The organism is Yinghuangia sp. YIM S10712, from assembly GCF_051388935.1.
Classification (GTDB): Bacteria; Actinomycetota; Actinomycetes; order Streptomycetales; family Streptomycetaceae; genus Yinghuangia.
On the sequence record NZ_JBPKBI010000027.1, the window covers coordinates 36,430 to 50,451 of the forward strand.

Here is a 14,022-nt window from a genome sequence, read left to right on the forward strand (position 1 = left end):
CCGGTGACCTTCTCGCCTATCGGGGGCGTGGAACTCACCCCGGCCCAGCGTCTTGCCGTCAGCCAACCCTGGGGTGCCAGGACACTGATCACGGCAGGTGCGGGTGCAGGCAAGACCACGACGCTCATCCACCGCCTGGAATACCTGACGGGTACGGAGGAGCTGAAGGCGGCCGAAATCCTGGTCCTGACCTTCTCACGGGCGGCGACCCGTGAACTGCGCGAGCGCATCGACCGCGATGCCGAATCGGCCCGCCGGGTGCGGGCCCAGACCTTCGACAGTTGGGCTTTGTCGGTTCTTCGCCTGGAGAATCCGCAGCGGGACGCCTTGGCCGGGACGAGCTACGCCGATCGCATCACCATGGCGACAAACGCCATCGCGGCAGACGTTCTGGAGGCATCCGAGTTCGGCGTTCCCGCCCACGTGATCATCGACGAAGTCCAAGACCTCGTCGGTGTGCGACGCGAGATGGTCGAGACGCTTCTTGACCAGCACAGGGACAACTGCGGGTTCACGATCGTCGGCGACGCCGCGCAATCAATCTACGGCTTCCAGGTGGAAGACCCGAGCGAGCGAGCCGGCGAGGTGAACCGCTTCATCTGCTGGGTACGCAATTCCTTCGGCGACGAGCTGACCGAAGTGACTCTCAGCGACAATTTCCGGACTCGCACACCCCTGTCCCGAATAGCACTGCCTTTCGGCGCCGCTCTGCAGAACCTCCCGGGTGACAGCGGTGAGGCTGCCAAGCAGGCACAGGCAATTCACACCGAGCTGTGCGCCACCCTGGCGGGAACCGAGTATTTCGGGAGTCTCACGGACGATTTCACCTTGGCATCGTTGCGAGAATTCGACGGCACGTCGGCGATCCTGTGTCGTGACAACGGGCAGGTCCTGTATCTCTCGCAGTGTCTGCACGCGCAGGGTGTGGAGCATCGCATGCAGCAATCGCCGACGGCCCGACCGGCACCGTCTTGGATCGCGGATCTGCTGCTCTCGACGAGCGCCGCGGGGCTGACGCACGAACGCTTCGACAGCTTGGGCGTGGTGCCCGGCAATTTCGATTCGAACCGTGTGTGGACTGCGTTGCGACGCTGCGCCGCAGGGCCGCGCGGCAGCTTGGATCTTGAGGCACTGCACCGCGCTCTGACAAACCACGCGCTCCCCGACGAGCTCACGGCCGCGCCGGCACATCGGTTGCTCATTTCCACGGTTCACCGAGCGAAGGGACTCGAGTTCGATCGCGTTTTGATCGTCGAGCCCCAGGCGTTGTCCGACCGACCCGACGTCGACGTGCCCGATGAGGCTCGTCTTCTGTACGTGGCGATGACCCGTGCACGAGACGATATCTACAAATTCGCGCGTCCTGAGACGTGGAACCTGCGCAAGCACAAGCAGACCGACCGCTGGTACACCAAGGGCGCGCAGAACTGGGCACGCAATGGCATCGAACTCGACGACCGCGACGTGTGCCACGAAATCCCGCCTGGATCCGGGGAGTCCGTCGCTGCCCACGAAGGGACCCAGCAGTATCTCCGGATCAACGTTCACATCGGCGACGCCGTGGAACTGCACCGACTGCACGACCTGCCTGCTACGGACACGGAAACCCCGCCATACGGCATCTTCCATGCCGGCCGGTCGATCGGTGTCGCCTCGGAGCAATTCCGCCGGTCGCTGTGGCACGTTCTCAAACTCAACCGCACCTATAACGTTCAACGTTGGCCCTGCCGCATCACCGACGTACGTATCGACACCCTGGAGACCGTCGCCGGCCCTCGCAACCTCACCGAACGCCTCGGCCTGGGCGATCGAGGTGTGTGGCTCGCTCCGCGCCTGAGCGGACTCGGGCGCTTCGATTGGACGCACGCCACTTCTCTTCCGGAAGGACACCGCCACCCGTGACCTCGGATCCGCACGCAGCGCACTACGCCCTGCGTACCGAACTCCGCACGGCGCTGCGCCGCGATCTCCTCGGCCCGCACGATGGCCCGGACGAAGTCCTGACCGACGACGCTCCGGTCACCGCCTACCCGATCGGGGTGCTCTTCCCACAGGCGTCGGCAGACAGGGAAACCCCCGAGGCGACGCCGGTGTTCGCCGACCAAGACGGTACAGGTACCCCGCCCGATGTAGTGTCCGGCGACGACGGCGAGGAGGGCACCGCCGACGCCGGGGTGGCGTTGACCAACCTCAGGAAGCCGTCGTCCATGGGCCTGACTTTCACGGTCGACCCGGTCGAGAGCCCTTTGCTCACGCTCACGGTGCAGGCGGCTCGCTACGCGCCCGAGAACGCGAGCGGCGAGCCCGTCGAACCGCGTCGCAGCGCGGCGCGCAGCGTGGAGCAGCAAAGGGAACGCTGGCGTCGCGTGCAAGTCGTCGGCAAGTCGGTCGATTTCAACGTGCGCACGGCGAACTCGGGACGTGGTCTGTTGTGCGACGGCCTGGAGTGGCGGGCACTGGTCCGCTCCGCCGCGCCGGACGGAACCGTGACGGTCACCGTGACCGTGGTCAATGTCCTCACAGCCGGCGAGTACGACCTGCAGGACGCCTATTGCTTCTTTCAACCCGAGCTGGAGGTACGCGGGCTGCCAGACACCCGGCCGTTCATCGAACGACCGTCCCGGCTCGGCGCCGTCGACGAGGAACTGGCGCTCAGCCGTCTGCTGCACCGGCACGCACCGGTCTTCGCGACGGGCCACGGCGTATCTGTGGCGTGGGACTGGGACGCGCCGCCGATGCACGCCCCGATGCCCACACGCCCGGCCGTTGCGGCCCTCCGTACCGACTTCGTGCCCACACACGATGTGCTCCTGACGGACTCCAATCCGGACATCGACGCCGGGGCATTGACAATGTCGGGCCTCGGACAGGGCAGCGCCGACCAGATCATGGCGGCTCTCGGGCACCTCCTCTCCGGGTACGAGGAGTGGATCGAGGCCCGAGTCGAGGATGCACGTGGCCTCACCGGGACGCAGCACGAGGAGACCGCGAAACAGCAACTGGAGCTGTGCCGTGCGGCGTTGGCACGCATGCGGCGTGGCCTGGCGCTGTTGGGGGACGGTCGCCAACCCCACGTGCTGCGCGCCTTCCGCCTGGCCAATCAGGCGATGGCGCGCCAACGCGCCAGAACCGAGTGGATCAGTCAGGGCAGGAGCGGCGAGCCACAGCACGAAGTCGGCACTTGGCGACCGTTCCAGATCGCTTTCCTGCTTCAGTGCCTGGAGGGGATCGTCGATCCGGACCACGAGGACCGCAACGTGGCGGATCTCCTGTGGTTTCCCACCGGTGGCGGCAAGACCGAGGCGTACCTCGGACTCGTCGCCTTCACGACCTTCCTGCGCCGGCTGCGTGACGGTCGCTTCGGTGGCGGCGTGACCGTCCTGATGCGCTACACCCTGCGTCTGCTGACGCTTCAGCAGTTCGAGCGGGCCGCCGCCCTGATATGCGCGATGGACCGCCTGCGCGTCGAGAACGTTGACGAGTTGGGTCGTGAACCCATCTCCATCGGTATGTGGGTGGGGCAGTCGTCGACGCCCAACAAGCTGGAGCGGGCCGACGCTCGTCTCGCGGAACTCCGCCGGCAACCGGGCAAGTCGTTGCAGCGGGAGAACCCGGTCCAGTTGGAGAAGTGCCCTTGGTGTGGGGAACCGCTCACCGCGGCCGATTACGAGGTACGTCAGAGCACATGCCGCATGATCGTCCGCTGTCCCGGCTCCGACTGCGACTTCGCGTCCGGCGACGGGCTGCCTGTGCACCTGATCGACGAAGCGATTTACGACGCCCACCCGACGCTCGTCATCGCCACGGTCGACAAGTTCGCCGCGCTACCGCGCGACCCGGATACCGCCGCCCTTTTCAACCGTGATGCTCCCGACGGTCATGAGGGCCCTCGTCCCCCGGAGCTGATCGTTCAGGACGAGCTTCACTTGATCTCCGGCCCGCTCGGTACCCTGACCGGCTTGTACGAGACCGCTGTCGACGTCCTCGCGGATCGGCCCAAGGTGGTCGCGTCCACCGCGACCATTCGCCGGGCTTCCGACCAGGTCGGCGCGCTGTTCGATCGTCAGGTGGCCCAGTTCCCACCGGCCGGACTCGACGCACGCGACTCGTGGTTCGCGGTGGAGACGCCACGCCGCGACAAAGCGTCGCGGCGGTATGTGGGCCTGTTGACGCCCAGCACCAGCCAGGCGACCTTGTTGGTGCGTACGTATGCCGCGTTGCTGCATGCCGCCTCGTGTGGGGACGCCGACGAGGACGTTCGGGACGCGTACTGGACTCTCGTCGGCTACTTCAACAGCCTGCGCCTGCTGTCGGCAGCCGAGCTCCAGGTGCTGGACGACGTGCAGGACCGGCTGGAGATGCTCGCCATACGTGAGGGCACGGAGCCGCGCAAGGCGGACGCGCTCATCGAACTCAGCAGCCGCGCCGACTCCAGCGCCATCCCGCGTCATCTGCGCCAGCTGGAACGGGAGTTGCCCGATCCGGACACGCTCGATGTCCTTCTCGCCACGAACATGATCGCCGTCGGCGTCGACATCGGTCGGTTGGGCCTGATGGCGGTGATGGGTCAACCTCAGACGACCGCGGAGTACATCCAGGCGACGAGCCGCGTCGGTCGCCGGCACCCCGGGCTCGTCGCGGTGATGTTCAACTCCGCGCGTTCCCGTGACCGTTCACACTACGAGAGCTTCCCCGCGTTCCACTCGGCGCTGTATCGCGACGTGGAATCGACCAGCGTCACGCCTTTCTCGTCACGCGCCCGAGACCGGGGTCTGCATGCCGTCATCGTCGCGCTCACCCGGATACTGGTGCGGGCCGCCCGTCACAATGAGGCGGCAGCGGAGATCGAGGATTTCGTCGAGGACGTCAACGCCTTGATCCGGCCCCTCGTCCTGAGCCGAGTCGGCGCGGTGAATCAGCAGGAGCACACCGCCACCGCCCAGTCCTTCGATCAGTTCATCGAGGACTGGCGCAACATGGCCGCGGCAAACGCTTCACTCCTCTACTCCGACAAGCGCCGACAAGCCCTGCTCGCCGACTTCGATGACGATTCCTCCGCCCCCGTCGGATGGCCGACTCTTCGCAGTCTGCGTGACGTCGACGCCGAGTCCTCCCTTTTCCTGGAGCACTGACCCTATGCCCATGTCCCGCCCCCGCCGGTCGCGCCGAACGGGACCCACCGCCGTGTCACTGCGCAGAGTCGGCGGTGTACGCAGAAGCCAGGTGGTGACCACGTACGGCGTCGGCGCGATGATCGCCGTGGACAACGAGTCCTTCATCGTGTCGGGCCTCGATACCTGGAACATCGACCAGGCGCCGGACGTGTGGGAACGACGCCTGGCCCGCATTCTGGGGGTCGAGTCATTCCGTCAACCGCCCGCCCCGGAGGCCGACACCGCGACCGACGGCGTGCACGTACGCCGCTTCCCGGAGATGTACACCTGCCCCGGTTGCAAAGTGCTCCAGAAATTCCGTGGGTTCAATTCACCTGCCGGCAAGGCTCGTTGCGGCAACTGCGAGGAAGACCTCGTCCCGTCGCGCTTCGTCCTGGCCTGCAATCGTGGTCACATTTCCGACTTCCCTTACTGGCGTTGGCTGCACCGCGACAGCGGGCACACGGGTGGTCGGTGCGGCGGCGACCTGTCGCTGCGTACGAACGGCAGTACCGCGTCCCTTCGTTCGGTCGTCATCGCCTGTACCTGCGGCGTACGGGAGGTGTCGATGGAAGGCGCTTTTCGCGGCCGGGAGCTCCAGAGACTCGGCATCCGATGCGGCGGCGAGCGACCGTGGCTCAAGGACGCACCGAACGAGCCATGCGATCTGCCGCCCCGCACGATGCAACGCGGCTCGTCGACCGTATGGCACCCCTTGGTGGCCAGTGCGCTTTCGATCCCGCCGTGGGGTGAGGGGCTGTACGCGCTGATGGAACGAAACAGGTTGATCGGCGCGGAGGACAATGTCATTCGCTGGTTCGCTCGAAGCCAACCCGCCCAATTGAGGGGTGTGAACGCATCCGTCGAGGACCTCCTGCACTTGTCCCACGCGCTTGAGGAACAGGACCCGCAATCCGCCGACCAAGACGTACCACAAGCTCAGGCGTATTCCGCGCTCAGGCAGGAGGAATACCGACGCCTCGTCATGGGCAACCCGGAACGCTTCACCGCCGACTGGCAGCCGTTCGTCTGTGAGGCCCCCCAGGGATCCGCTGCGGTGCTGCAGCCCTGGGGCCTCCGGAACACAATGCTCGTGAAACGCCTGCGTGAGGTGCGGGTGCTGACGTCCTTCGTACGGGGCGACCTGCCATCGGAAGCCGACCCGGAGCAGCGAAAGGCCCCCCTGAAGCTGTCCGGCGACATCAACTGGCTGCCGGCCATCGAGGTCATGGGCGAGGGCGTGTTCCTGCGTCTTGACTCGGATCGGCTGCAGACCTGGGAGAACGATCCGGTGGTCGTCGCACGTGCACAACGCATACGTGAGAGCCACCTCGCCCTGCTGCGGCGTCGCGGTGCGACCACGCCCACTGGTCAGCCCATCGACTCCCCGGTCACACCGAGGTATTTGCTCCTCCATACCCTCGCCCACGTACTGATCAACGAGTGGAGCCTGGACGGTGGTTACCCCACCTCCGCGCTACGGGAGCGGCTCTACAGCGGCGGCGACATGGCGGGGGTGCTGTTGTACACCGCCACCACCGACTCGGCGGGCAGCCTCGGGGGCATCGTCGCGCAGGGTGAGCCCGACCGTCTCGTCCAGAGTTTGCAAGCGGCGCTCACCCGAGCAGCGTGGTGCTCGAACGATCCGCTGTGCATGGAGTCGGAAACCGTCGGCGTCGACAACGTCAACCTTGCCGCCTGTCACGCGTGTGTCCTGCTGCCCGAGACAAGCTGCGAGACGAGCAACAGCTTCCTCGACCGCGCGCTGCTGATCGGCGCACCCGACGGGTCGGTCACCGGGTACTTCCCCGATCTCGTCTGAACCGTCCCACACTTCACCGGTGGGCGCGACGGTTTCCGTCGCGCCCACCACCGCCTACTCGGATCGGGGCGACTGGTTCGGCTTGATCGGCCGACGCTCCATCACCACATCACGCACCCGTACGGCCGCCGTGGTGGGGGATTCGTGCTCCCATACCCGCACGGCCAGCCAGCCTGCGGCAGCCAGCCGTGCGTCCGTGTCGGCGTCACGCCGCTGATTCCCCTCGATCTTGTTCCGCCAGAATTCCGCGTTCCGCTGGGGCCACGTCGCGTGCTCGGGGCAGCCGTGCCAGAAACACCCGTCGACGAATACCGCGACTTTCGCCGGCCCGAAGACGATGTCGGCTTCCCTCCGTACCCCGACAATCGGTCTGCGGTGCACGCGGAATCGCAGGCCCGCCGCGTGCAGAGCTCGCCGCAACGCGAGCTCGACTTGTGTGTTCCGGCTCTTCTGGCGACTCATCCGTGCCCGCGTCTGGGGCGTCGACTCCAACGGCTTCACGTTGGAATTCTCGTTCATCGGGCCGACATCCCGCGCAGCGGTGACCGTACGCGACGCATCGCCAAGCACGCCCGGCACCGCCGGCGAACGGCCGTACCAGCCGTTGTGCACCTCACCCGGCGACTTCGGTCTCGCTGCCGGTGTGGCGGGGGCACTCGCACGGCGGCCATCTCAGCGGGGACCGGGGTGGCAGTTGCGGAGGGCCGTGCGTAGTCGAGACCGTCCGGATGTGCCTCGTGCCCGAGGCACCGACCTGGTAGATGTCCAATCGCAGCATGCTGACCCGGTGTTCCGGGGTGGCGTCGTCGACAACCACTGGGCCGCTCCTTCGCTGAGCGCGAGGTCGTGTCACCTCACTGACGCCCAGCATCGGATGCGTATGGCAACTCTTCGTGTACTCGCCGTACACGGCTACCGGATTCGCCGCAAGTGGCGTCATTTTGCACCGATGCGGCGTGCCATCGCGCGCAACGGCTCGCGGCTGGTCATTCGCTCGCGGTTCAGGGCGGTCGTCACCATGTCGCGGACCATCGAGTGGGCGTGGGTGTACTCGGGTGACAGGCGGCTCGCCTGCAAGAGCGCAGCCATCGCGTCGCCATCGCGTTTGGCCGTCATGTACGCGCGACCTACGTCAATGAGGTGACGGGCGCGCCGCTCTTTCGGCAGCACAGACATGTCCACCCCGTCCGTCACACGCAACGCTGCGACACCGTCACCAAGTTCCAGGTGAGCACTCAATCGGTTCAGGGCGGTATTCGCCGGCCCGAAGACGGTCTGACAATCATCGCGTTCGCCGGTGATGGCAGCTGCGCGGTCGGCTTCGGCGAGATGTGCCAGGGCCGTCTGCCGTTCCTTCCACTGCGCGGTGCCAAGCGCCGCCAGCAGGTGCAAGGTCCCCCACATCGACCACGCGCCGGGGTCGTTCCCGAGCATTCCGTCGATGCTGTCCAACGTCGATTGAATCAGTTGCAGGCCCTCCGGCACCGCACCGGCAGTGAAGTAGACCTCTGCCTGGGTCCATGCGGCTGCTGTGATCCACAGCGTGTCGCCCGATGCCGTCGCCGCAGCAAGCGACAGGTTCGCCGCGACCGATGCCAAATCGACGTGCCCCAGCTTCTTGGCCATCATCGCGGCATCATGGCGTGCCTCGGCCAGGAGCACGTACGCCTCGGATGCCTCGTCACGATCCAGCGCCGCCGCGGTATCCGCAGCTTCGTCCAGGAGTTTCGGCAGCAACAGCCCCAACTCGCCGTAGTTACCGTGTCGGCGGTGGTGATGTGCTCGTTCGACCATGGCCCGCAGCGTGCCGATTTCGGTTGGGCGGTCACTTGGTCGTACAGGCAATTGTCCTCGCAGCAAAGCCCGGCGGATCGCCGGGATGGCGTCGACGCCGTGGCGGCCGACGGCTCCCGATTGGTGGGCGGGCCGACCGGTGAGGTCGGCGACGTCCACGCTCAGCGCGTCGGCGAAACTTTGAATGAGGCTGTACCGGTCGAGTTGGCGGCGGCCGAGCTCGATGCTCTTGAGTGTATCAACGGAAATTCCGACTGCAGCGGCCAGTTCGCGGCGGCTCATGCCGCGTTTGCGGCGCAGGTCGTAGAGCCGCTGACCCATCGTCTGATCACTCATAGGTGCTCCAGGTGCGGGTTCCTGTTGTCACGGTACGGGGGAACGACCGCTTCAGGAACGCCTATCGTGTACTCGGCGTACACGGCAGGCGCCGGCCGGCGGGCTCCTGAGGTGGTCACCAACGATCGTCGGTTGCGCTCGAAGCGATGGGGCAGGTGACGCCCCGGCGAGGGGTCCTCGCCGATCGCGTTGTCGACCGCGATGTCGCACCAGACGCGTTTGCCGCCGGGGGTGCGGGCGCATCCCCTGGCTCACAGCCAGTACGAAGACAGCAGAGGTGGTTGCATTCCAGGAATCGCCACAATGATTCCCCGTACGGATGAACGTCCGACGCCGGAGTATCCGCATGCCCGTACCGGCCGCACGGCGAGAACTGGGGCGTGAGGACGGCACTTCGGGTTGATGCCGGCCTGACGACAAAGCAGGCCAGGCTCGAAGTCGGATGCTCACGACCGCAGATCACGCTTGTGGAGAACGCCACCGGGTGTTTGCGGCGAGGAGTTGCCTGAGCGGCTCCTTGCGGCTTACGGCGTCGATGAGAGCAGACGAAGTAACTGCGCTTGCTTCGGCAGGAGCAAGGCAGCGACGATGCCAACGCCGACTTGCCTTGCTGGTCAGACGGGTTCGTGGACGATCTCGATGGTGTTGCCGTCGGGGTCCTTTGTTATGGCTATGCGGAGGCCGGGGGCTATTTCGAGGGGGCCGAGGTCGACGGTGCCGTTGTGGGACTTGACGCGGGTGAGGGTGGCGTCGAGGTCGGTGACGGCGAGGGTGAGGTAGCGGAGGCCGGTGGCGGCGATGAAGGGGGTGACCGGTTGGGCGGGGGTGGGGGGCTGGGCGGGGACCATGACCTTGATGACGGCGCCGGGGCCCTGGAGGCGGTGGACCGTGCCGGAGCTGGATTCCAGGGCCGGGAGCTCTTCGAGCTCGAAGACTGCGGCGTAGTAGTCGGCGAGGGTTTTGTCGGCGCTGACCAGGCCGATTTCGATGCGGTGCAAGGTCATGGGGGCTCCCTGAGCTGAGTCGGCGGGCAGCGGGGCAATTCCGGTGAGAATATCGTTCTCTGCTAGTGGAATGTTGTTTCGGGTGGGCCCCCGAAAGGTCGCCGGGTGTGCTCCCGGAGAGGCGACCCGCTCACCGGCCGTCCTCTCCCGTCGGCCCTGCGCTTGTGCGCGGGGCCGACGCGGTTGTGGTGCGGGTCAGCCAGTCCCCCGGTCGGCTTCTGTCGTGGCGGGACGCGGCGCGCGTTGTCTCCTTGCGACGATTGGAGATGTTCGCGGGGACGTATTCTCGGCATGGTTGGTGATGCATCTACCGAGGTGTACGAAGGGACGGCCGGATTTTGTCCGACATCGCAGGTGAGCCTTCGCTGCCCGTCGAGTTGATCGCCTCCCCCGCTGACGAGCGGGGGCCCCGGGCCGTGTATGGGGAGGTTGGGGACGGGCGGCTGCGGTTGTGTGTGTTCTGCGGGTCGTCGACCGGTCGTGGGGAGGTCGACGTCGAGGCAGCGCGGCGTACGGCGGAGGCGATCGCGGGGCGGGGGGCGGGGGTTGTGTACGGAGGTGCGTCGGTCGGATTGATGGGGGTCGTGGCGGACACGGCGCTGGCGGCGGGGGGCGAAGTGGTCGGCGTGCTGCCCGAGGCGTTGGCGGTGGCGGAGGTTGCGCACCCCGGGTTGTCCCGCCTGGAGTTGGTGGCGACGATGCACGAACGCAAGGCGCGGATGGCGGAGTTGTCGGACGCGTTCGTGGTTCTGCCCGGTGGGTTGGGGACATTGGAGGAGATGTTCGAGGTATGGACGTGGGCGCACCTCGGCATCCACCGAAGACCCATGGGGTTGCTGAACGTTGGCGGGTATTTCGACCCGCTGTTGCGGTTCGTCGGGGATGCTGTCGACGCTGGCTTTGTGCCGGCGCGGTCGGGAGACCTGGTGGTTGTGGGCGATGATCCGCGGCAGTTGGTCGACGAGGTCCTTGCTCGGGTCGCGCGTGATGCTCCCGCACCTGATCCGCGCGAACATGTAAGCGAGATTTTGGCGGAGCGTCGGCTGCGTAAGGCGGGTGCCGGCGGGGATCGGTCGGAGTAGAACGAGCAGACGGGCGCCTCCAGTTGTTGTCGTCCACGTCCCCTACAGTCCGAACCTCAGTTGCAGGCAACGGCATTCGCTGATTCGGACAGTTTCTGCCCCTCGGATCGACGCTTGCCGCCGGACATGGCGTCGGCCTTTGGGGAGATACACCGTGGACAACGGCATCATCGGCACAGCGCTGATGCTGCGTCACCTCGATGCGGACGGGGTCTCCGAGGTGCTGGCCAGGTTGGTGTCGAGCGAAGGCGTCGATGCCGTTGCGGAGGTTGTCCGCAACGCCCCCGCGCCCGGGGAGGCCTTCGTTGCCGGTGTGCTGGCTGCCGGAGAGTCGAAGTTGCGTCGGGCTCTTGCCGGTTGTCGTCAATTGACACCCGATCAGGTTCGTCGCGTGCTTCGGCACGGCGGTCCCGATGTCGAGGTGGCTGACGCGCTCTTCCCCAACCGTCGGGCGGACTCCGCCTTCACGCCGGCACGTCCGCTGCCGTCGCTCTCGGCCCTCACCGGCCCGGCAGCCGCGGAGGCGGCGCTGCTCGACGAGCGGTGTCCCGATGATCTCGCCGACGCGTTGCTGGAGCGCTTTCCCCATTTGGCTTATGTTGTGCGCAACCAACATCCGGGGTATGTCCGTTTCCTGCGGGGCGACCGTCGGCCGATCAGCTCTCTCACAGCCGGAGAGATCTCCTGTCTCGGTCTTGCCGATGGCGGGTTGGGGCTCGCCGAAATCGTGGGGCACATGCGCCCGGCAGCTTCCGCGTTGTCGGCCCTGTCCGGTGTTGTCGCCCGGAGGCCGTGGTTGAGTGCCGAGTTGCGTGTGTTGCTTGCGCCAAGATTGACGGAGGCGATCGGGAGCGACCCCGGGCTATGGAGCGAACTGGCGGCACGACTGGGGTCTTTCGACGGGACGATCGCCGAACTGATCGGCGTCTTGGGCGACAAGGACTCGGCGGCAGAGCAGGTGGTCGTTCCGGACGAGCGCGTGGGAGAGATGAGTTTCCTGCTGTTGCGCCTCCCTGGGGACCAACTCACGTCGCTGCTCCCCGCCTTGCCGCAAAGCGTGCGACGGCGGCTCGGGCGGGACGCGGTCGCCGACGATGCCGAGTTGCTGACCGACGTCGCCTTTGCCACACGGGATTTGGATCTGCTGTGCGGGTTGGCGGAGCGCCCGTCCCTCACTCCGGAGGCGACAGCGCGGCTCGTCGGACTCGACGACGCGGCCGTCAATCGGGCGTTGGCCGGCAATCGGCGCGTCGCGGCTGCGGTACGGCACCGAATCTTCTGCGGCATACCGCATGGTTCGGACGACGGACGGCTGCCGATTGACCCCGGCCTCCGGGAACTCGACGCGTATGCCGAGCCGGAGACGCTGATCGCCTGTGGGGATCCTGTCCTGGCATTGGGTGCTCTTACCGGCCGACCGAGGCTCCGCGTCGCCGACCGCATCGCGGTGGCGATCGCCGTCTGGGAGCGCGGTGGAGGGGAACTCCTGTGTCGCGTACCGGTGGACGCGTTCCGGACGACCGTCGCGAGGCTTGTCGAGACTGCACTCGCGGAGGACTCCCCGCAGGCGTTGTACGGGGCCCGGGACCGGCACTCACGCAAGGCGGTCCGGGCGTCGTCCACGGTGCCTGCACCAGCGCCTGGGTACCACGCATCGGAACAGGACTGGGAACGACAGATGGCCGTCACCGCTTCTCTGGAGTCCGGACAGCTGACACCCGAGCTGGTCATCCATGACGTCAACCCGGCACACCACGCGGTCCATGCGTTGCATCAACTCGCCCACCTGGCAGGGGCCCACGCCGTGGACGAAGCATTGGCCGCTCAGGTCGACAAGTACCTGAACGGTCGGCACCGAGCGGACGCCTGGGCCGTACTCTTCCAGCTTCTCCCGGAGTTCGGCGGATCGCTCCATGAACTCCTGGTCGTCTGCTCGGCCGTTGCCGACTGAAGTCGAATGTGTCAATTCCGGTGTCCCGTAAGCCAAATGGTTGTCGGTGACGCCTGGAACGCTAGGGGCATGGGATTCTTCGACGGACTCGTCACCCCCCATCCGGAGTCTGAGCCCGAACCGCCGCCTCAGGACCGGCTTTTGCCCCGGTACACACCGCCCGGCGACGGGTACGGGGAACAGTTCGCGCCGGAACAATGGTTCGCGCCGGCGTGGGTGGAGTGTTCGGCCGAGGTGGGGCGGGGGCCGGAAACGCGAATCGTGCTCAACGGGTGGAAAGTGTGGCGTCACTCGGCGACGATGCGCCTGAGTGTTCATCTGAGTCGCCGCAAGGCGAGTACGCATTCGTTCCATCCTGTCCCGCAATACCAAGGCCTGCGCTTCGGGCTGCTGTTCGCGGACGGACGGCGTGTCACCACACTCGACGCAGAGCCCTGGCCGCCGGGACACACCAAGCGCCCGACCCTCACCCTGCTTCCCGGCATGGGCGGCGGCCACCACTACAAGGTCAACCTGCACCTTTCGCACCTGCCGCCGGACAGGAGGCTTCGGCTGGTCACCGAGTGGCCGGAGCAGGGCGTCGAGGAGACGTGGACGGAACTGGATGCCGCCACCGTGCGCGCGGCGTCGCTGCGCGCGGTGGAGATATGGCCGCAGCTGGATCCGCCGCCCGCCCCGGAAGCCGGAGTAGCGCCGCAGATGTACGTGGAGGTGAGTACGAGCACCGGTGCCTCCGCACTGATGGCTCGGCCATCACCACCGCAGCCACCCATGCCCCCAATGCCTCCCGAGCGGCATCAAACCGGCGGCCTGAGGTGCCCAAGACTTTCCGGACAGTGCCCCCAACTACAATTGGGGGTACTCGGAAGGACAGGTAATT

Annotated in this window: 8 protein-coding genes and 1 pseudogene; 6 read left to right on the forward strand and 3 right to left on the reverse strand. The window is 66.7% G+C overall.

From position 1 onward, the window contains the following. Positions 1-27 precede the first annotated feature (27 nt). The 3 genes from ACRX5W_RS30585 to drmB are packed head-to-tail and all read left to right on the forward strand — an operon-like array spanning position 28 to position 6,975. Positions 28-1,902, forward strand: coding sequence for a UvrD-helicase domain-containing protein (locus ACRX5W_RS30585; protein WP_436791629.1), 1,875 nt, complete (start codon positions 28-30; stop codon positions 1,900-1,902). Beyond that, complete coding sequence (locus ACRX5W_RS30590; protein WP_436791630.1) at positions 1,899-5,132, forward strand: helicase-related protein; 3,234 nt, start codon at positions 1,899-1,901, stop codon at positions 5,130-5,132. The genes ACRX5W_RS30585 and ACRX5W_RS30590 overlap by 4 nt, the downstream gene beginning before the upstream one ends. 10 nt (positions 5,133-5,142) lie before the next feature. Continuing rightward, complete coding sequence (gene drmB / locus ACRX5W_RS30595; protein ID WP_436791631.1) at positions 5,143-6,975, forward strand: DrmB family protein; 1,833 nt, start codon at positions 5,143-5,145, stop codon at positions 6,973-6,975. Between the two features lie 54 nt (positions 6,976-7,029). Here drmB and ACRX5W_RS30600 read toward each other — a convergent pair whose 3' ends face one another. From ACRX5W_RS30600 to ACRX5W_RS30610, 3 genes are all read right to left on the reverse strand, one after another. After that, entirely contained in the window at positions 7,030-7,494 is a 465-nt protein-coding gene (locus ACRX5W_RS30600) for a very short patch repair endonuclease (RefSeq protein WP_436791632.1), read from the reverse strand. Positions 7,495-7,911: 417 nt separating this feature from the next. Then, positions 7,912-9,105 carry a helix-turn-helix domain-containing protein gene (locus ACRX5W_RS30605; RefSeq protein WP_436791633.1) on the reverse strand — a complete coding sequence of 398 codons (1,194 nt, stop codon included), beginning with the start codon at positions 9,103-9,105 and terminating at the stop codon, positions 7,912-7,914. 614 nt (positions 9,106-9,719) lie between these two features. Next, positions 9,720-10,109 carry a VOC family protein gene (locus ACRX5W_RS30610; protein ID WP_436791634.1) on the reverse strand — a complete coding sequence of 130 codons (390 nt, stop codon included), beginning with the start codon at positions 10,107-10,109 and terminating at the stop codon, positions 9,720-9,722. Positions 10,110-10,564: 455 nt separating this feature from the next. On the opposite strand from ACRX5W_RS30610, the gene ACRX5W_RS30615 reads away from it, so the two are divergent. The 3 genes and pseudogenes from ACRX5W_RS30615 to ACRX5W_RS30625 all read left to right on the forward strand — a co-directional run. Beyond that, a complete protein-coding gene (locus tag ACRX5W_RS30615; RefSeq protein ID WP_436791637.1) occupies positions 10,565-11,191 on the forward strand; it encodes a TIGR00730 family Rossman fold protein in 627 nt (208 codons plus the stop codon). A 154-nt stretch (positions 11,192-11,345) separates the two neighbouring features. Then, complete coding sequence (locus ACRX5W_RS30620; RefSeq protein ID WP_436791635.1) at positions 11,346-13,142, forward strand: hypothetical protein; 1,797 nt, start codon at positions 11,346-11,348, stop codon at positions 13,140-13,142. A 300-nt stretch (positions 13,143-13,442) separates the two neighbouring features. Next, positions 13,443-14,022: pseudogene (locus ACRX5W_RS30625) on the forward strand (hypothetical protein); the annotation flags it as partial.